At 65.0% G+C, this 18,989-nt stretch carries 19 protein-coding genes; 2 read left to right on the top strand and 17 right to left on the bottom strand.

What is annotated here, in order from left to right; genetic code table 11:
• Positions 1-46: 46 nt before the first annotated feature.
• The 9 genes from CQ017_RS00790 to CQ017_RS00750 form a co-directional block, all read right to left on the bottom strand.
• Entirely contained in the window at positions 47-442 is a 396-nt protein-coding gene (locus CQ017_RS00790) for an FKBP-type peptidyl-prolyl cis-trans isomerase (RefSeq protein ID WP_096284437.1), read from the bottom strand.
• 16 nt (positions 443-458) lie between these two features.
• Entirely contained in the window at positions 459-1,316 is an 858-nt protein-coding gene (locus CQ017_RS00785; protein ID WP_146112398.1) for an FKBP-type peptidyl-prolyl cis-trans isomerase, read from the bottom strand.
• A gap of 194 nt (positions 1,317-1,510) precedes the next feature.
• On the bottom strand, positions 1,511-2,884 hold the full coding sequence (gene pafA, locus CQ017_RS00780) for a Pup--protein ligase (protein WP_105552111.1): 1,374 nt from the start codon (positions 2,882-2,884) through the stop codon (positions 1,511-1,513).
• Positions 2,885-2,946: 62 nt separating this feature from the next.
• The gene (locus tag CQ017_RS00775) at positions 2,947-3,132 is read right to left on the bottom strand and encodes a ubiquitin-like protein Pup (RefSeq protein WP_096284431.1); all 186 of its coding nucleotides are present in this window, start codon (positions 3,130-3,132) and stop codon (positions 2,947-2,949) included.
• Positions 3,133-3,198: 66 nt separating this feature from the next.
• A complete protein-coding gene (dop, locus tag CQ017_RS00770) occupies positions 3,199-4,815 on the bottom strand; it encodes a depupylase/deamidase Dop (RefSeq protein ID WP_105552110.1) in 1,617 nt (538 codons plus the stop codon).
• Positions 4,812-6,449 carry a proteasome ATPase gene (arc, locus tag CQ017_RS00765; RefSeq protein WP_105552484.1) on the bottom strand — a complete coding sequence of 546 codons (1,638 nt, stop codon included), beginning with the start codon at positions 6,447-6,449 and terminating at the stop codon, positions 4,812-4,814. The genes dop and arc overlap by 4 nt, the downstream gene beginning before the upstream one ends.
• 184 nt (positions 6,450-6,633) lie before the next feature.
• Complete coding sequence (locus CQ017_RS00760) at positions 6,634-7,686, bottom strand: tRNA (adenine-N1)-methyltransferase (protein WP_255248365.1); 1,053 nt, start codon at positions 7,684-7,686, stop codon at positions 6,634-6,636.
• A 25-nt stretch (positions 7,687-7,711) separates the two neighbouring features.
• Positions 7,712-8,839, bottom strand: a complete 1,128-nt coding sequence (locus CQ017_RS00755) for a site-2 protease family protein (protein ID WP_105552109.1) — start codon at positions 8,837-8,839, stop codon at positions 7,712-7,714.
• Positions 8,836-9,549: an HAD family phosphatase gene (locus CQ017_RS00750; protein WP_105552108.1), complete on the bottom strand. Its 714-nt coding sequence runs from the start codon at positions 9,547-9,549 to the stop codon at positions 8,836-8,838. The genes CQ017_RS00755 and CQ017_RS00750 overlap by 4 nt, the downstream gene beginning before the upstream one ends.
• A gap of 83 nt (positions 9,550-9,632) precedes the next feature.
• Between CQ017_RS00750 and CQ017_RS00745 the strand changes: the two genes are divergently transcribed.
• Positions 9,633-10,541 (top strand): proteasome assembly chaperone family protein, encoded by a 909-nt coding sequence (locus tag CQ017_RS00745; RefSeq protein WP_096284418.1) that lies wholly within the window; start codon positions 9,633-9,635, stop codon positions 10,539-10,541.
• Positions 10,542-10,616: 75 nt separating this feature from the next.
• Here CQ017_RS00745 and mshC read toward each other — a convergent pair whose 3' ends face one another.
• The 3 genes from mshC to CQ017_RS00730 all read right to left on the bottom strand — a co-directional run bounded on the left by mshC (position 10,617) and on the right by CQ017_RS00730 (position 13,090).
• Entirely contained in the window at positions 10,617-11,879 is a 1,263-nt protein-coding gene (gene mshC / locus CQ017_RS00740) for a cysteine--1-D-myo-inosityl 2-amino-2-deoxy-alpha-D-glucopyranoside ligase (RefSeq protein ID WP_181150478.1), read from the bottom strand.
• A gap of 89 nt (positions 11,880-11,968) precedes the next feature.
• Positions 11,969-12,793, bottom strand: a complete 825-nt coding sequence (locus CQ017_RS00735) for an undecaprenyl-diphosphate phosphatase (RefSeq protein WP_105552106.1) — start codon at positions 12,791-12,793, stop codon at positions 11,969-11,971.
• A 78-nt stretch (positions 12,794-12,871) separates the two neighbouring features.
• Positions 12,872-13,090: a hypothetical protein gene (locus CQ017_RS00730; protein WP_096284411.1), complete on the bottom strand. Its 219-nt coding sequence runs from the start codon at positions 13,088-13,090 to the stop codon at positions 12,872-12,874.
• A 44-nt stretch (positions 13,091-13,134) separates the two neighbouring features.
• Between CQ017_RS00730 and CQ017_RS00725 the strand changes: the two genes are divergently transcribed.
• Positions 13,135-13,377, top strand: a complete 243-nt coding sequence (locus CQ017_RS00725; RefSeq protein WP_105552105.1) for a DUF5703 family protein — start codon at positions 13,135-13,137, stop codon at positions 13,375-13,377.
• On the opposite strand, the gene CQ017_RS00720 is transcribed toward CQ017_RS00725, so the two are convergent.
• From CQ017_RS00720 to CQ017_RS00700, 5 genes are all read right to left on the bottom strand, one after another.
• Positions 13,366-14,505: an acyl-CoA dehydrogenase family protein gene (locus tag CQ017_RS00720; protein ID WP_105552104.1), complete on the bottom strand. Its 1,140-nt coding sequence runs from the start codon at positions 14,503-14,505 to the stop codon at positions 13,366-13,368. The two genes, CQ017_RS00725 and CQ017_RS00720, sit on opposite strands and share 12 nt — an antisense overlap.
• Positions 14,506-14,516: 11 nt before the next feature.
• The gene (locus tag CQ017_RS00715) at positions 14,517-15,833 is read right to left on the bottom strand and encodes a M20/M25/M40 family metallo-hydrolase (protein WP_096284405.1); all 1,317 of its coding nucleotides are present in this window, start codon (positions 15,831-15,833) and stop codon (positions 14,517-14,519) included.
• A 79-nt stretch (positions 15,834-15,912) separates the two neighbouring features.
• Entirely contained in the window at positions 15,913-16,875 is a 963-nt protein-coding gene (locus tag CQ017_RS00710; RefSeq protein ID WP_258133440.1) for a TAXI family TRAP transporter solute-binding subunit, read from the bottom strand.
• On the bottom strand, positions 16,868-18,298 hold the full coding sequence (locus CQ017_RS00705) for a HAMP domain-containing sensor histidine kinase (protein ID WP_105552103.1): 1,431 nt from the start codon (positions 18,296-18,298) through the stop codon (positions 16,868-16,870). The genes CQ017_RS00710 and CQ017_RS00705 overlap by 8 nt, the downstream gene beginning before the upstream one ends.
• Positions 18,295-18,960, bottom strand: a complete 666-nt coding sequence (locus tag CQ017_RS00700) for a response regulator transcription factor (protein ID WP_105552482.1) — start codon at positions 18,958-18,960, stop codon at positions 18,295-18,297. Before CQ017_RS00700 ends, CQ017_RS00705 begins: the two co-directional genes overlap by 4 nt.
• Positions 18,961-18,989: the final 29 nt, after the last annotated feature.

The following is an 18,989-nucleotide window of genomic DNA, read 5'->3' as shown; positions in this document are numbered from 1 at the left end:
AAGAATTGCGAAAATGTACGCAACTCTTGGGGCTTTCTTCAATGAATTATTTGGTGCCCATCAGGTCAACCACGAAGATCAAGGCTTCGTTCGGCGCGATGGCGCCCGGTGCGCCGCGTTCGCCGTAGGCCAACTCGGAAGGGATCTCCAGACGGCGGCGACCGCCGACCTTCATGCCCAACAGGCCCTGGTCCCAACCCTGGATGACCATGCCGACGCCCACTGGGAAGTCGAGGGTCGAACCACGGTTCCAGGACGCGTCGAACTCTTCGCCCGTGGACCAGGAAACGCCTACATAGTGTGCCTGGACGGTGGTGCCCGGGGTGACCTCGGCGCCGTCGCCCTCGATCAGGTCGGTGATGACCAGCTCGGTGGGCGCGTCGGTACCTGGAAAGTCGATTTCAGGCTTGGTGCGGTCGTAATTACGTTCTCCAAAGGACATGTTTACGGCCTTTCTGTTACTTGCTTTCGGTTACCTTGTCTAATTCTACGTAGAACACCAGCGGTCCGGTTGGACGTCCGGAGGAAGCGTCGTCACCGTAGGCCATATTCGACGGGATGGTCAGCAAGACCTTGCTGCCTTCCTTCAGGCCCTTCAGGCCTTCGAGCCAGCCCTCGATCACGCCGCCGGACATCTTCATGTCAAAGCCCTTGTCGTCGCCGAAGTTTCCGTCGAACTTCTTGCCGTCTTCCCAACGCACGCCATGGTAGTGGACGTTGGCGCTGGCGGTTTCGGTGGCTTCCGGACCGGTGCCCTCTTCGAGGACATCCACTACGAGGCCCTCGGGTGCTTCGGTGTCCTTAGGGATGGTGATGATCGGGTCGCCCTTGCCGGTCTTTACGGTTGGCAGTTTCCCGTCGTCCTTCAGCTTCTTGACCTCGTCCTGGGTCAGCGGCTTGCTGGCACCGACGGAGTCGGCGATCTTGATGACGATCAGGCGTTCGGCGCGAGCGCCCTCGGCAGGCTCGGCGATGCTGCCATCGGGCTGCTGCACTCCGTCGATGGCCGCGTAGGCGATCCAGTCCCCGACCTGCGAGGTCAGCAGGGTCTCATAGAGTTCAGGCATCTGCTCTTTAAGCGTGGCGTCCACCGGCATCTGCGTGGTGGCGCCAGTGAAGTTTTCGTTGGTCAGCTGCCCATCGATGGTCTTGTAGAGGCCCGACTGGATGTCGATGGTGTCGCCATCTTTGATATCGGGACCATCACCCTCGACGACGGTGACTGCCTCTTCCTTCTCGGTAAGCAGCGGAGCCTTGAAATTAACCTCGGGCGCGGTCTGCTCGTCTGCGGCTGGCTTCACCTCGACCTTGCTCACGGAGCTGGAGCCCGAACCACAGGAGACGAGGGCCAAGACGGACGCGGTTGCACATACTGCCAAAACTTTTCGCACGAATCTTCTTTCCGATAAGAATTATTTGTTCTGCTGACGCATCTTGCCGAAGCAAGGGCGCGCGACGATCTGCATCTAGCTTAGGGGTATTTACTGTGAAAATACTTGTTTTCAGCTGGTCATACGGGGCGGCGCATCACATCAATGAGCTCATCAACCGCCGAATTAGAGGTGGCAAAGGGATCCTTGCACAACACGACCCCGCCCTCGCCTTCCTCATACTTCATATGGACCCAGTCGGTTGAGTAGCGCCGGCCGGTGGCGCGCGCGGCGCGAATGAATTTGCTGCGCAGAGCCGCACGGGTGGTGGCCGGCGGGTTCTCCACCGCGTCGTGGATCATCGCCGGATCAAGCACCGAACTGGCCAGTCCGCGGCGGCGCAACAGATGGAAGAGCCCGCGGTTCGGGTCGATGTCGTGATAGGTCAGGTTCAGCTGCGCGATCCGAGGCGAATCCAGTGCCAAGTCGTTCTTCTTCGCATATCCGGTGATCAGCTTGTGCTTGATCGCCCAGTCGATATCCTGGTCGATCGGCGAGAAGTCCTGGCTTTCGATGGCGACGAGCACCTGCTCCCACAATTCGAGAACCCGTTCGACCTGGTCGTGGTGTGCCCCATGGCGGGCCACAAACGCCTTGACCAGTTCCAGGATCTTCCACTGCAATTGCAAGGCCGTCGGCTCGTCGCCGGACATCAAACGCACCACCGTTTGGCCGGTGAATTCATGGGAGATGCTGCGGATCGAGCGGATCGGATTTTCCAGGCGCAGATCATGGTAGATCTCCCCCGACTCGATCAGCCGCAAGACCAGGTCGGTGGCCCCGATCTTCAGCAGCTGCGTGGTTTCGCTCATCGAGGAATCCCCCACGATGACATGCAGGCGGCGATGGTATTCGGCATCGGCATGCGGTTCGTCGCGGGTGTTGATAATCGGCCTCGAACGGGTGGTCGCCGAGGAGACGCCCTCCCACATATGGTCCGCACGCTGGGAGAACACAAATTTGGTTTGGTCCTGAACCTGCACCAGATGCCCGGCACCGCAGAGCAGCTGGCGGGTGACCAAGAATGGAATGAGCATGTCGGCGAGCCGCTTGAACTCGATTTTGCGTGGAATCAAGTAGTTCTCGTGGCAGCCGTAGGAGTTGCCGGCCGAGTCCACGTTGTTCTTGAACAGGAACAAACGGCCCTCGTGGCCTTCTTCGAGCAGCTGCTCCTCGGCCTGCTCGACCAAATCGAGCATCACCGCCTCCCCCGCCCGGTCATGGGCGATCAGCTGCAGGAGCTGATCGCATTCGGCGGTGGCGTATTCCGGATGGGAACCGACGTCGAGATAGAGCCGCGAACCGTTGTTCAGGAACACGTTGGAGCTACGCCCCCAAGCGACGACCGGCCGGAAAAGGTGCCGTGCCGCGTCTTCCGGGGTGAGCCGCCGCCCGTCGGACGGCACGTAATTCAGCCCAAACTCGGTCTCCAGACCGAAGATTCTGCGATCCACCAGAAGTTACTTCCCCTCAATGATGTTGCCCATAGGCAACGGTTACCTGCTGCACCCGCGGGTTACTGGCCACCCTTTTGGACGAATCCACGCACGAACTCTTCGGCATTCGACTCGAGCACCGAGTCGATTTCATCGAGCAGGTCATCGACGCCTGCGCTGGTGCCGGTCGTGTTCGCCTGCACCTGCTCGGCTTCGAGCGCTTGCGCTTGGGTTTCGCGGCGAGCCGAGAAATTTTCCTGGGTCATGGTCTTCTCCTAAAGTCTGTCGAAACGCCACGTTTTTGCGCGCCTCTGGTTTTCATTCTGCGCCGTTTAGCGCCGTCGTGCCAACTGCTCGATGAACTCGGCGATTTCCAGTTCGGCGTCGAAGAGCTCCCCCACCTGCGCCCGGCTGCCGGCCAGCGGCTCGGGCATGTGGAATCGGCTGACCTTGCGGGCGCCGGGCACCGAGAAGGACAGCGCGTCCCAGTTCGCGGCCACCACATATGGCGCATAGCGCTGCAGCGTCATGCCGCGCAGGTAGGCGCGGGTATCCTCGGGCGGATGATCCACCGCGGCGTTGATTTCTGCTTGGCTGAAGATGGTTTCGATCAGGCCCCGCGAAGCCATCCGGTAGTACAGGCCCTTGTCCAGGCGAAGATCCGCCCATTGCAGATCCATCAGGGCCACCCGGGCATCGTCGAAGCCCACCGAGTGCCGTTCGGTGAAGGACTTCATCAGCTTGTACTTCGCCACCCAATCGACCTGCGCGGCCGCTTCCAGCGGATCCCTTTCGAGCGTGTCCAGGATGTCGCGCCAGCGGCGAAGGATCTCGTTGGTATCCGGATCTTGCAGATCCCGCTGCGCGCAGAAGCTTTCGGCGGCCTCCAGGTAGCTGCGCTGGATCTGAATTGCAGTGAGACTGCGGCCGCCGCGCAGCGCCACCGTGGCGCGCAGCGTGGGGTCGTGGCTGATCTGCTGCAGCGCGGCCACCGGGTCCGCCAGCTCGAGCTTCGGGGACATTCCCGCTTCGATGAGGCTGAGCACCAGATTGGTGGTGCCCACGCGCAGCAGCGTGGAAATCTGTCCGAGGTTCGCGTCCCCGATGATCACGTGCAGCCGGCGGTACTTGTCCCAGTTGGCGTGCGGTTCGTCGCGGGTATTGATGATCGGGCGGTTGATGGTGGTTTCCAGGCCCACCTCGGCCTCGAAGAAGTCGGCGCGCTGGGAGATCTGGAATTCGGCGCCGCGCCCGAGCATGCCGCGGCCCACGCGTCCGGCGCCGCAGAAGATCTGCCGCGTCGCGAAGAAGGCGGTCAGCCCGCTGACCAGCGCGGAGAATTCCACCTCGCGTGGCACCAGATAGTTTTCGTGCGAACCATAGGAGACGGATTTGTTGTCCGTGTTGTTCTTGTAGAGCAGCAGTTCGCCGCTGCCCAGCGTTGCGGCGCTAGCCGCAGCCCGGCGCATCACCTCGTCCCCGGCATGGTCCCAGAGCACCGCGGCGCGCGGCGAGGTGACCTCGGGGCTGGAATATTCGGGGTGCGCGTGATCCACGTAGAGCCGCGCGCCGTTGCCGAGCACCATGTTCATCACCACATCGGTGGCGTCCTTCTCCTGGTACAGCGTGGCACCGACGCGGGCGTCGTTGCCGTCCAGCGCGATCGATTCGGCCGTCCAGACCGCGGAGTCCCCCAGCGCGGGCTCGGAGTCGGTCAGCTGGCTCGGATGCGCAAGGGCGCGATCCATCGAATGCCCGCGCGCATCGGCCAGCGGCGATTCATCGGAGTAGTCCCAGCGCGCGGCCCGGGCATCGGAGCCGGAGTCGCGCACCAGCTGGGCGTAGGCGTCGACGATCTGCGCCGAGAGCACCGTCGAGTTGGCTTGCGGCATCGCGGGTCGAATGATCCCGTATTCGGTTTCCAGGCCGACCAGGCGCCGGGCGCTCATGAGGCGTCCTTCGCCTTGACCAGCGAACGGATGTGGCTGATCCGCTCGCCCTTGCGCCCGGAGATCCGCGCCCAGTCATCCGGGTTGGTGGTATTTGGCATATCCTCGTGCTCGGCGAATTCCTCGCGCACCGCGCGCAGCAGGTATTCCATCTTCAGCCCGCGTTCGCCGCTGGTGATCAGCGCCTTGATCGCATGCTTCTTGGCCCGGTCCACCACATTGTGGATGACCGCGCCGGAGGAGAAGTCCTTGAAGTAGAGCACCTCCACCTGGCCGTTGACGTAGGTGACCTCCAAGAATTCGTTGAACTGCTCGGTGGAGTACATGGCCGCTACGGTGCCGGCGATCATCCGGTCCACGGTCTCTTGGGCGTCCCCGGAGTCGGCGGCCACCTCGGATTCGTGCAGCGGCAGCTCGGTGGTCAGGTATTTGCCGAAGATTTCGCTGGCCCCTCGCGCGTCGGGGCGGCGGATCTTGATCTTGACATCCAAGCGTCCCGGGCGGAGGATCGCCGGGTCGATCATGTCCTCGCGGTTGGACGCGCCGATGACGATCACGTTATCCAGGCGTTCCACCCCGTCGATTTCGGCCAGCAGCTGCGGCACGATGGTGGTTTCGACATCCGAGGACAGCCCGGACCCGCGGGTGCGGAAGAGGGATTCCATCTCGTCGAAGAACACCACCACCGGGTCCCCGTGCAGCGCCTTCTCCCGGGCTCGGGCGAAAATCAGCCGGATATGCCGTTCGGTTTCGCCCACATACTTATCGAGCAGTTCCGGACCCTTGATATTCAGGAAGTAGCTTCTCGCCTGGCCGGTGCCCTTGCGGGCCGCGGCGCGCTGGGCCAGGGAATTGGCCACGGCCTTGGCGATCAGCGTCTTGCCGCAGCCCGGAGGGCCGTAGAGCAGGATGCCTTTCGGTGCGCTCAGCCCGTGTTCGCGGTAGAGCTCGGGGTGGGCAAAAGGCAGCTCCACCGAGTCTTGGATCGCTTCGATCTGCGAATTCAGGCCGCCGATATCGGAATAGTCGATATCCGGCACCTCTTCGAGCACCAGCGACTGCATATCGGTCAGCTGCACCCGGTTGACCGCCAGACCGGTGCGGGCATCGATGGTGAGCTGGTCCCCGACGCGCAGGTGTTCCCCGCGCAGCGGCTCGGCGAATTCGATGACTCGCTGGTCATCGCCGCGCGCCATCACCACCGCCTGGTGGTCTTCGAGGATTTCCTTGATCGTGACCAGGTCGCCGGACTGCTCGTAGCCCAGGCCCGCAACGACCACCAGCGCCTCGTTGAGCAGCACCTGCTGGCCAACGTGCAGCTTGGCGAAATCCAGCAGCGGGCTGATGGCCACACGCATCTTGCGTCCGGAGTGGATCACATCCACCGTCTGCGCGGCGGTGGTTTCGATGCCCAGGCCTGCTTCGGGATGCTTGCGTGGGTGCTTGGCCACGATGGTGCCGTGGCTGAACGGGGTATCGCCGTCTTTTTCCAGCGCGGATTTGAGGTTGATGATCTGTTCGCGAGTCTGCTCCAACAGGGCCACGAGGCGCTGGTTGTTTCCGCTGATCCCGGCAAGCTGCTTGTCCAGGTTGCGGTTCTTCTCGCGCAGCACGTTGACCTGGCGTTCGGTCATCTGAAGCCGTTCGGCGACGCGTTGCGCCTCGTTGTTTTCGCTCACGTTGTATTCTCCCAAACCTCGCCGTTCGCCACGCGTGGCCAGCTACTGGTGCTGGCTGTGCGGGTCGTTCTGAGTCCATCCTATGAACGTAAAGCCCCGGGATTGAATTTCCCGGGGCTTTAGTTCACATATTGAAACGCTAGTTCTCGGTATCTGAGACGTTTTCGCCTTCGCGGATCCGGTTCGGACGGTTGGCGTCCTTGGCGGCACGACGCAGCTTCTTCGGCGAAATACCGCGTTCGCCAAGCGCGGTTTCGGTCCACTGCTCCTTGTCATGCTCCCGTGTCCAGGCGTTCAGGTCCTCGGCCGAGTAGCCGTGCTCCTTGATGCGCTTGGCCTTCGGGATGCCGTCCTGGGCGTCGGCCAGGCGGCGGGCGGTGATCAAGAATGCGGTGTGCGCCACCATGCGGTGATCCGGGCGGACCGCCAGGCCATCGACGTGCCAGCCGCGCACCATGGTTTCGAAGCATTCGGGCTCGGTGAACTGACCCGAGGCGCGAATCGCCTCCACCACGCGGGACATCTGGGTCACGGTGGCCACATAGTTGGTCCACACCCCGCCCGGAGCCAGCACTGTCGCTACCGCGTCCAGGCATTCCCAAGGCGAAAGCATGTCCAGCACCACGCGGTCCACGCTGCCCGGTTCCTCCAGCTCGAGCACCTTCTCCTGGAAGTCGCCGATGGACAAATGCCAGGCCGGGTGCTCACCGCCGAAGACCGTGGAGATATTGCCGCGGGCGATATCCGCAAATTCTTCGCGGCGCTCATAGGAGTGCAGGTAGCCCTGGTCGCCGACCGCGCGCAACAGCGAGATCGACAGCGCTCCGGAACCCACACCGGCCTCCACCACGCGCGCACCGGGGAAGATGTCGCCGAACTGGATGATCTGCGCGGCATCCTTGGGGTAGACCACGGCCGCGCCGCGCGGCATGGACAGCACGAAGTCCTTCGCCAGCGGACGCAGCACCTGGTAGCGCACGCCTTCGACGTTTTCGATCACGCTGCCTTCCAGCGCCCCGATGATCGCGTCATGTCCCAGCACTCCCTGGTGGGTGTGGAATTCTCCGCCGTCCTCCAGGGTGATGGTGTTGATCCGGCGCTTCTGGTCGGTCAGCTGGACGCGGTCTCCGACGCGGAAGGGTCCGCGCCGGGCATTCGCGCCATGCGGCGCTGCGGTGTTCTGAGCACTCACTGAGTTTTCCTTTGTTGTAGAGCTTTTAGGCTTTGCGGCCGGTGACGGCCGCGATGATCTTGCGTTGGTGCAGCAGACCCACCACGGTGCCGCGCGCATCGATGACCGCGTACTCTGCGGTGCTCACGCTGGCCAGGTAGTCGATGAGCTGGCGGCCGTCGGAGTCCTGGGCTACGACGGCGCCGCGGCCCAGAGCGCGGGATACCGCCAGCGCGGACACCTGCGCGGCCGAGGCCGGGTCCACCCGGCTCAGCGCCTGCTCGTCGACCACGCCGCAGGGCATGCCCTGCGGGTCGACCAGGATGATCTGACCGCCGCGGTTCCGCCTGCGGGTGAGCACGTCGGCCACCGTGGCCACCGACATCATCGCGCTGGCCGGGGACATCAGGTCCCCGGCGATCACCTTGGGCAGGTTCAGCATCATCTTGGCGTGGTTGATCAGCGCCGTGGTCGCCTGCCACATGAAGACCGCCACCATCACCCCGACCACCATGGTCAGCAGCTGCGGTTGCTCGCCCTTGAGGAACGGCACCACGATGAACCAGGCCAGGACGCCGATGACGATGAAACGGCCCACCCAGGAGGCGGCGATCGTTCCCTTGAACTGGGAGCCGGTCAGCTTCCAGACCGCGGACTCCACCAGCCGGCCGCCGTCCAAGGGCAAGCCGGGCAGGGCGTTGAACGCGCCGAGCAGCAGGTTCGCGTAGACGAAGAAGTTCAGCAGCAAGCCCGGATACAACCCGAGGTTCGGCAGCTGCAGCGCCAACCAGGCGAGCCCGGCGAGCACAAAATTCGACAGCGGCCCGGCCATGGCCACCGCGAGTGAGGCCCCGGGCTTGGCCTTGAAGGAGCCGAATTGGGTGTGCCCGCCCATCAGGGTCAGCACAATATGCGCGTCGGGCCATTTGAAGGCGCGGGCGGTCAACGCGTGGGACACCTCGTGCACGAGCACGGCCAGCGCGATCACCACGGCGCAGGCAAAACCCAGCAGGTAGGCCACCAGCGGCGGGATCAGCGCATTATTCGACAGTTGCAGGCCGATGGCCACGGTGATCACCGCGGTGATGATGAACCAGGAATTCGACAGGTACACCGGCACCCCGCCGATGCGGCCAAGTTTCAGCCCCGGGGCTTTTTCAGTAGCTTCGCTCACGCGTTAACCTGCACCAGCCAATCGGTCATCGTCTTGAGATTTATGTCCACCAGCGTATCGATACGCCGCCAGTTCCCCACGCCGGGGTCCGTCGCGTTGGGGATCAGCACCGCGTGCAGTCCCGCCGCGGCGGCCGAGGTGATTCCGGGCTTGGAATCCTCGAAGCCGATGCAGCGTGCGGGGTCGAACCTGCGGCCGAGCCGCTCGCCGAGCAACGCCAATCCGCGCCGGTAGGGTTCGGGGTCCGGCTTGCCGTGGGTGACCTCTTCGCCGGTGACGCTGGCGGTGAAGATCCCTTCGGGCAGCGCCGCCATCAGCTCGTGAACGATGCTGCGCTCGCTCATGGTCACCAGCGCCTGCGGAATTCCCTCCCGATGCAGTGCGCTGAGCAGTTCAAGGGCGCCGGGCCGCCAGGGCACGTCACTGGTCAGGCCGGCGACAACCTGGCCCGAGAGGTGATCGATGATCTCCCGGACGCCCAGGTCCACCCCGGCCTCCTGGAGGATTTTCGCCCCGTTGGGCAGTGCCTGGCCGACCAGGTTGAACGCCTGCTCCTCGCTCCAGCTTCCGCCATGGGATTTGACCAGTTCCATCTCCGCGGCGATCCAATAGGGTTCGGTGTCGATGAGGGTACCGTCCATATCCCAGAGCACCGCGTGGGGGCCAGGGGATGGAACTTTTGCATCGAACGCTGATTTGGTGCTTGGCATGACTCCATTCTAGATGGAAGAGTGGGGCTAAACCGCTTCGTCGCGTCTGCCGGGGCGGTGCGCAGGCTGGAGAGGGGCAAGTCATGAGCGAGGAATACCACGCACCAACGCTGAACGGCTTCGTTGCGCAAACCGAACATGAGATGCGTCCCACCGTCCTGATTTCGGCCTTCGAGGGCTGGAACGACGCCGGTTCGGCCGCCAGCGACGCGGTGCGCCGCATCCTGAACAGCGGCGCCCCGAAGCATCTGGCCACCGTGGGCGAGGACGACTACTACGACTACCAGTTCACCCGGCCGCAGTCGCGGGTGACCGCGGAAGGCCGGATCATCGAGTGGCCGACCACCGAGCTCTACCGGTTGGACAATCCGCTCGCCCCGGCGGATCTGCTGCTCGTGGTCGGGGTGGAGCCGACCTTTAGGTGGCAGGGATTCTGCGCGCAGATCGTGAAGCACGCCAAGGCGGAAAACGTCCATGTGGTGCTCTCCCTGGGCGCCTTATTGGCCGATGTGCCGCACACCCGGCCGGTGCCCACGGTGCTCAACAGCGATCATCCGAAGTTGCAGGAGTACTTCAAGCTTTCGGCCTCCCGCTATGAGGGGCCCACCGGGATTCCTGCGGTGCTCGGGGCCGAATTCGAGAAACACGGCATTCCCACCATGTCGCTCTGGGCGCAGCTCTCGCACTATGTGGCCCAAGCGCCCAGCCCGCGGGTGGAACTGGCGATCGTGGAGATGATCGAGGAGCTGGTTCCGATGCAGGTTTCCTCGCAGAAGCTCCGCGAGGATGCCGGCGCCTGGACGCGCGGGGTGGACGAGCTCTCGGCCGCGGATCCGGAGGTCGCCAAATACGTGCAGCAGCTCGAGCAGGCCTCGGATGCCAGCGAACTTCCCGAGGCCAGCGGCGAATCCATCGCCCGCGAATTCGAACGCTACCTGCGCCGCCGGGGACGCGCCCGCGGCGAAGAGCACGGCCCGGACTTCGAGATCTGATTCTTCGGGCATAAAAAACTCCCCACAAGCCGGTGCCGAACGTCGCGGACCGGTTTGTGGGGAGCCAGGCTGCCGCTAGAGCTTCAGCCCCAGCAGGGAATCGATTCCGCGGGCCAGCAGCTCGCTGCCTTCCCCGCTGCCTTCGGCCGCGGTGGCGGCCCACTGGTCGATGGCTTCCAAGGCCGCAGGGGCGTTGAGGTCATCGGCCATGCGCGAGCGGATCCGGGTCAGCAGCGCGGTGGCTTCGGCCAGCCCGACCCCGGTGATCCGCTCCCGCCAGGTAGCCACGCGTTCCTGGGCTTGGGCGAGCAGCTGCTCGGTCCAGGACCAGTTCGTCCGGTAGTGCTGCGAGAGCAGCACCGCGCGGATGGCGACCGGTTCCACGCCGGCGGCGCGCAGCTTGGAGACGAGCACCAGGTTGCCCAGGGACTTGCTCATCTTCTCGCCGTCCAGGCCCACCATGCCGGTGTGCACATAGGCCTGGGCCAATGCGGTCTGGTCATCGGCTGCGGCGTGCGCCGCGGAGAATTCGTGGTGCGGGAAGATCAGATCCGATCCGCCGCCCTGCACGGTGAACGGGGCCGGAAGGGTCCTGCGCGCGATCACCGAACACTCGATATGCCAGCCCGGGCGCCCGGTGCCCAGCTCGCCGCCCGCCCAGGAGGGTTCGCCCTCGCGGGCCATGCGCCAGAGCAGCGGATCCAAGGGGTCGCGCTTGCCCGTGCGGTCCGGGTCCCCGCCGCGTTCGGCGAAGAATCCGAGCATCGTCTCGCGGTCGTAGTTGGAGACCTGGCCAAGCTTCCAGGCGCCGTTCTCCGAGCCCAGGGTATCGAAGTAGATATCCCCTTCCACCCCGTCGGCGTCCGCCGGCACCCGGTAGGCCAGGTCAGCGGCGAGCAGCCGCTCGACCACCGGAACCAGCCAGTGCACGGATTCGACCGCGCCGATGTAGTGCTGCGGCGGAATCACGTTCAGCGCTTCCATATCCTCGCGGAAGAGCTGAATCTGGTCTTCGGCGAGATCCTGCCAGTCGACCCCGGTGGCGGTGGCGCGCTCGAGCAGCGGGTCATCCACGTCGGTGATGTTCTGCGTGTAGGTGACCTCGCGGCCGTTATCCAGCCAGGTGCGGTGCAGCAAGTCGAAGGTGACGTAGGTGGCGGCGTGTCCCATATGGGTGGCGTCGTACGGGGTGATCCCGCAGACATACATGCTTGCCGGGGCGTTGGCCTTATCGGCCGGAGCGGTGGCCTGCTTGGTTCCGCTGGAGGTGTCGAAGACCTCCAGAATAGGTGCGGAGCCAACTACATGCGGCACTTGCGGAGACTTCCACGCGAGCACTGAGTACATCCTTTCGCAGATGTATAGACGATCTTCCTTTAAGGGCAAGTCAACGAGCGCAAGGTTTATTCCCGCGCCGGCAAAGAGTTTTAGGCGCTGATCATTCCGAGGCTCAGGAATACGAACAATCCCAGGCCCAAGAGGATCCGGTACCAGACGAAGAGCCGGTAGGAGTGGGTGGAGACGTACTTCAGGAACCAGCCCACGATCAAGAAGCCGACGACGAAGGCTATCGCGGTGGCCAATCCGGTCTGCGCCAGCGAGTAGACCCCGGGCTCGGAGAAGGATTTGGCCAGCTTGTACAGTCCCGAGGCGTACACCGCCGGGATGGCCAGCAGGAAGGAATAGCGGGCGGCGGCCTCACGGGTATAGCCCATGAGCAACCCGGCGGTGATCGTGCCGCCGGAGCGCGACACGCCGGGGATCAGCGCCATCGCCTGGGCTAGGCCGTAGAACACGCCGTGCTTGACGGTGAGCGTATCCAGCGTGCGTTCCTGCTTGCCGTAGTGGTCCGCGATGGCCAGGAACAGGCCGAAGAGCACCAGCATGGTCGCCACGATCCACAGCGAACGGAAGTTCGAGTCGATATAGTCTTCGAGCAGGAGCCCCAGGATGGCGATCGGCAGGGAACCGACGATAATCAGCCAACCCATTTTGGCGTCCGGGTCCGAATGCGGGATCTTGCCGGTGATCGCCCGGAACCAGGCGCCGATAATCCGCACGATGTCACGCCAGAAGAAGACGACCACCGCGGTTTCGGTCCCCAATTGGGTGATCGCGGTAAAGGCCGCACCGGGATCTTGCGCGTTGGGCAAGAGCTCGCCCACGATGCGCAAGTGGGCCGATGAGGAGATGGGCAAGAACTCTGTCAGGCCCTGGATTAATCCGAGGAAAGCTGCTTCAAACCAATTCACCCCTTGACACTACGTCATTTCGAGGGGCTTATCGGTGATTACACGGCTTTCGCAAGGAAATTCAAACCGTGGCCGTACTCACTCGTCATCGTCGTCATCCGTAGGTATGGTAAACGGAAGAAGTTCGGAATATTGCTCGTAGAGTGCATCCTCATAGCTCTCGAACGCTTCGGCGAGCGAGCCGAAGGCGGCATCGACCGCGGCGTCGGCCGACCCGCGGCTCTGGGAAACTACCGTCAGGTGCTGCTCGAGGCGTGAGATCAGCAGTTGCAGGGCGTAGCTCGGTTCGGTGCTCATGAGTCACACGCTACAACCGAAATCATTCTTTCGATAGGGGTGTAATGCTTCAGGAATTAATCAAGGCTCCGCGGCACTTGGATAATGACGACCGTTACGAGTATCTGGTGATCACCGCGTTCCCTGCAGAATCCAAGCAGGTGGCGCGGGCTGCCTTGCGCGAGCATTCGGATAACGGCAAATGGGAGCTGATGCGCACCTTGCGCTACGAGGGCGGCGCGAGCAAATATTGGCTGCGCCGCAAGGTGATCCGGGTGGTCAGCACCTTGGATCGCTCAGGGCTCTAAGGGACCCACCAGCCAGCTGGCCACGGTATTCTCCGCCGAGGCCGCATTGGATGGGTGATACCAGCTGGCTTGCACGTCGCGATAGAGCCGCTCGAATTCGCTGCCGCGGAAATATCCGCCGCCGCCGAGCAGCTGCCCGGCGGCCTCGACGTTGTCGCGTGCGCTCTGCCCGGCGAGGGTGCGCAGCGTGACCAGGCGCGGGAACCAGCCCGGCCCGTGATCTATCTGTCCTTCCAGATCCGCGGCGACGGTGCGCTGCAGGGCGTCCAGGCTGAGCAGGCGCATTCCGGCTTGGGCCAGCACTCCCCTGGCGCGCACGTCCTGGGTGTAGCTGCCCCCGTCCTGGTGCGTGCGTTTGCGCAGCGCCGCCTGCGAAAGCTCCACGGCGCGTTCGGCGATCCCGACATATACGCTCGCGGTGAGCGTGAGGAACGAGGCGAAGATTCCGAAGACCAGCGGGTCTGCGTTCGGTCCCACCTCAAGCCGGGTGTGCACCCAGCTGGCCGGGGCCACCGCGCCTTCCAATTTGGTGGTGTGCGACTGGCTGGCGCGCATGCCCAAGGTATCCCAGTCCTCCAGCGAGCGGACCCCGGCGCCGCGGGGGACGAACCCGTGCACCAGTTCCCCGCTGGCCTCGTCCTTGCCGAATACGCCAAGCCGGGTGAAAGCCGGGGACAGCGAGGTGAAGATCTTCGTGCCGGTGAAGCTGACGGACCCATCGGCCAGGGTTCTCGCCGCGGTGTTCGAATCGAAGAGCACCGAGTCGTTTCCGGGTTCGGAGATCCCGAAGGCCATTATCTCCCCGGCGGCGATCCACTCGGTGACCATCTGAAGGCGCGCGTCCCCCCGGGCGGCGAGCAGATAGGCGACGCCGGCCCAGACCTGGTGCATATTGATCGCCAGGGCGGTGCCCGGCGCGGCGGTGGCCAGCCGGCGTTGGGCCAGCACCAGCTGCTCGAAGCTCCAGCCCAAACCGCCGGAGGATTCGGGCACCAGGGCCTTGAGATAGCCCAGGGCCGCTAATTCCTCGAAGTCCTCCGTGGCAAAGGCATTGGCGGCATCATAGCCGCCGGCGCGTTCGCGGAAGCGGGACAGCAGCTCATCGCTGAGGATCTGTTCGATAGGCACGTTGGCTACTCCTAGTAGTTGCGCAATAGTCGGTCAAGGACGCGGGTTCCGAACTGCAGCGCCGAGATCGGCACCCGCTCGTCAACTCCGTGGAACATTCCGGTGAAATCAAGATCCTTGGGCAGCTGCAAGGGGGCAAAACCGTAGCCGGTGATCCCCAGCTTCGCCAGCGCCTTATTGTCGGTGCCGCCGGAGAGCATGTAGGGCAGGACCACCGCCTCGGGGTCCTCGGCCACCAGCGCCTGCACCATCGAATCGACCAGCTCGCCGCCAAAGGGCACCTCCAGCGACTGCTGGTCTTGGAGCAGCGTGAGCTCCACGTGCTCGCCGGCCAGCTCGCGCAGTTTCTCGATGGTGGATTCGTGCTCCATGGGCAGGGTGCGGCAATCGATCAGCGCCTCGGCATAGCCGGGCAGCACATTGTGCTTGTAGCCGGCCTTGAGCACCGAGGGGTTTGAGGTGTTCTGCAGGGTGGCGCCGACGAAGCGGCTGGTATCCCCCAAGGCCTGCAGCAGCGGTGCGGGGTTCGCTTCGTCGAATTCGGTGCCGCAGATGACCGCCAGCTCCTCGAAGAGCGCGCGGGTGGTTTTCGTGTAGGACAGTGGCCACTGGTATTCACCGATCCGGGCCACCGCGGCGGCCAGGGCCGTCACCGCGTTGCGCGGATTGAGCTGCGAGCCGTGTCCGGCCACCCCGTGCGCGGCGAGCTTGATCCAGGCGATGCCCTTCTCCGCGGTTTGCACCAGGTAGGCGCGTTGCCCGGCGATCTCGGTGGAGAATCCGCCGACCTCGCTGATCGCTTCCCCGGCCCCGGCGAAGACCTCCGGATGCTGCTCCACCATCCACATCGAGCCCCAGTCGCTGCCGGCCTCCTCGTCGGCGAAGAAGGCGATGACCAGATCCCGGCGCGGGCTGATCCGCTCGCGCATCAGCCGCCGGATCACCGCGACGATCATCGCGTCCATGCCCTTCATGTCCACCGCCCCGCGGCCCCAGATCATGCCGTCGATGAGCTCGGCGCCGAAGGGGTCCACGGACCAGTCCGCGGCGATCGCCGGGACCACGTCCAGGTGCCCATGCACCACCAGCGCCGGCAGGCTCGGGTCGCTGCCGGGGATCCTGGCGATCAGGTTCGCGCGTCCCGGCGCGGATTCGTGGATTGTCGAGGCCAGGCCGACCTCGGCGAACAGCCCCGCGATGTAGTCGGCGGCCTCGCGTTCGCCGCGGCTGTTGTTCTCGCCGAAGTTGGTGGTGTCGATGCTGATCAGCTTGCGGCAGATCTGCACCACTTCTTCTTGCATGAGCTCATAGGCGTGCGTGCTCGGCATCTTTGGATCCTCTGTTCGCGGTGGCGGCCTCGGTTGCTATCCACCCTAGTTCCCCACGGCCCATGGCGCGTTGGCCGCGCTAGCCATGGAGCCTGCGGTAGGTGGTTGCGGCCGCCGGATGCAGCCGCTGCCCGCCGGTGGAGATCAGCGTATCGGGGGTGAGGTATTGGATGCCGGCGCTATTGCGCGGGATCAGTTCGCGCGCATGGTCCACCAAGAGCTCCACGATTCCCGCCGCCACCGGGGCCGGCAGCGCGGCGTTGGCCATCAGCAGGTTCGCCACGCCCACGGTGTCCACCTCGGCCACCCCCGGATAGGTATGACGCGGGATGATCACATGCTCGTAGAGCCGCGGATGCTCCGCGCGCAAGGCCGGCAGCACCCCCGCCAGATCGATCAGCCGGAGCTGCATAGTCCGCCCCAACGCCGTGATGGAGCTGACCGGGATGCCGCCGAAAAGCAGGAGCGCATCGATCTCCCCTGCTTCCAGGGCCTGCAGTCCGGCCACATAGCCCAGTTGGCGTTCTCTGGGCTGGGTTCCCTCCTCGTCCAGCCCGGCGGCGGACAGGATGCGCTGCCCGGTCACCCAGGTGCCCGACCCCGGCGCCCCGGTGCCCAGCCGCTGGCCGGAGAGGTCCGCCAGCGAGCGGATCCGGCTCCCGCGGCGCACGATGCAGTGGTAGTAGTTCTGGTAGACCCGGCCCAGCGCGACCAGCGAGGAATCCGCGGAGCGCTCGTGCTGGGCCACGGTGTCCGCCAGCGCCAGCGAGAGCCCGGCCTTCCCGTTCTCCAGCAGCTCGAGGTTTTCGACGCTCGCCTCGGTCACCAGGGCTTCCGAGTGCGCGGCGATGCCGTAGCGGACCAGGGCCGCGGCGAGCAGGTTGGCGAATTCAAAGTACATGCCCCCGCTTTCGCCGCCGGCCACATCCAGCCGCTCGATCAGCGCGCCCCTGGTGCAGGAGGCCAGCGCCGGCAGGCCCAGGGCGCCCAGCCCGGCCCAGCGCAGCACGCGGCGCCGGCTCGGGTTCCCGTGCTCAGCCACCTTGGCCACCCCCGCTCGGCGCCTGGCCGCGTGGCATCAGCAGGCTGAAGCACAGCCCTCCGCCTTCGGCCGCCGCGATGCGCAGCTCTCCGGCGTTGGCGCGGGCCAGGCGCTCCACGATCGCCATGCCCAACCCGGTGCCGGGGGTCGCCCCGGCCGGGTCCGCGCGCCAGAACCGCTCGGACACCTGCGCTAGCTGTGCTTCGCTCAGCCCGGGGCCGTGGTCGCGGATGCTGATCTCGACGAGTTCAGGCGTGGCCCGCAGGGTGGTTTCGATCGGCGTCCCGGCGGCATATTTCAGGCAGTTCTCATAGAGTTCGGCGAGCATCTGCTGCAGCTCGAACTCGTTGCAGGCCAGCAGGACCTCCGGTTCGTTCCCGGATTCCAGCAGCAGCTCGGTGCCGCTTTGCCGGGCCGCCGAAGACTGCCGCTCGATTTCCTCGATCAGCAGTTCGCGCACCTTGACCGTTTCGACCTCCGCCGTGCGGGCAGCCGGGGTGCGGTCCGCCGCCTGCTCGGAGAGCCGATGATCCGCGCTGGCCAGCCGGAGCACCGCGTCCAGCAGCGACTCCACCCGGTGCAGTTCCTTCTCCACGGCCTGCACCGCCTGCGGATCCGCAGCCGCTGGGAGGCGCAGCTTCAGCAGATCCACCCGCAGGCGCAGCGCCGCCACGGGATTGCGCAGCTGGTGCGAGGTTTCGGCAATCAGCTCCCGCTGCTGGGCCAGGCTCGCGGTCATCGCATCGGACATCTTGCTGAAGGAATGCGCCAATTCGCGCAGCTCCGGAGGCCCGGCGGCTTCCAAGGGGGTCGAGGTCTTCGTCTTGGCCAGTTCCTTGGTCGCTTCATTGAGCCGGTGGATCGGCTTGAGCACCCAGGCGGTGACCCGGTCCGCGAGCAGCAGCAGCCCCGCCCCGGCCGCGATGCTCAACAGCACCACCCAGATCCATCGCTGCAGCACCAACCGGCGGGAGATGTCGAGGTTGACTTCCAGCAGCGCCGAGCCGAGCACCTGGGTGGAATTGCCGAAAGGGCGCGCGATCAGCGCATTGCCGGTGGCGAAGGGGTTGATCGCGGGGATGTCGGTATGCGCGAGGTTCAGCTCGGTATTCTCCAAGGCCCGCGCCACCTCCGGCCTGGTGGGATCGAGCTGGCCGGAGGTCAGCGTTTCGGTGCCCAGGCGCACCAGCAGAGCCTCGTCATAGAGCTTGGAATAGGTGTCCATTTCCAGCTGCAGCTTGCCGTGCTCGGCCTCGGCTTCGGCCTGGGCGCCCAACTGGATGAATCTATTCAGCGACGCTTCGCGGCTCAGCCGCAGCTCCTGGGCCGCATCCACGCTCGCGCTCTGCATCAGCACCGCGGAGACGATCACGACCAGCAGGGCCAGCAGCGATCCCAGAATGGCGATGACGCGCAATCTCATTGGAGGTTTGCCTCGAGGCGGTAGCCGACACCGCGGACGTTGATGATCATTCCGGGACGCTCGAGCTTGGCGCGCAATCCGGTCAGGTGCACGTCCAGCGAGCGGGAAACGGCTACGAAGGCATCTCCCCAGAGGGCATCAAGGATCTGCTCCCGGGTGACCACCGAGCCGGCATGCTTGGCCAGCAGCGCGAGCAGGTCGAATTCCTTGGCGGTCAGGTTCAGCGCCCGCGCCCCCAACCGGGCCTCGCGTTTGTCCAGGTCGATGCCCAGCTCCCCTACCTGCAGCAGGGCGCTGACCGGTGAGCTCATCCGCGACCGGCGGGCCACCGCCTCGATGCGCGCGAGCAGCACCGTCAACCCGATCGGCTTGACCAGATAGTCGTCGGCGCCTTGGCGCAACCCGCGCACCACGCTGCGTTCGTCGTTGCGGGCGCTGAGGATCACCACCGGGGTGGTGGTCACCAGGCGCAGCTTGCGCAGCACCTCCAGCCCATCCATATCCGGCAGGCCGAGGTCCAGCAGGATCATGTCCGCCTCGCGGTGCCGCAGCAACGCGTCCTCCCCGCGGGTGACGCATTCGGCGGTGTGCCCGGCAGCTGCGACGGCGTCGGCAAGGGCCGTGGAGACGGCGTCGTCATCCTCGACGATGAGCAGCTGCAAGGCCACGTCCTTTCAAATCTTGGTGCACC

Source organism: Arthrobacter sp. MYb224 (genome assembly GCF_002975455.1).
Classification (GTDB): Bacteria; Actinomycetota; Actinomycetes; order Actinomycetales; family Micrococcaceae; genus Glutamicibacter.
The sequence above is the reverse complement of the archived record's forward strand: the minus strand, read 5'-3'. Positions and strand labels throughout refer to the sequence as shown.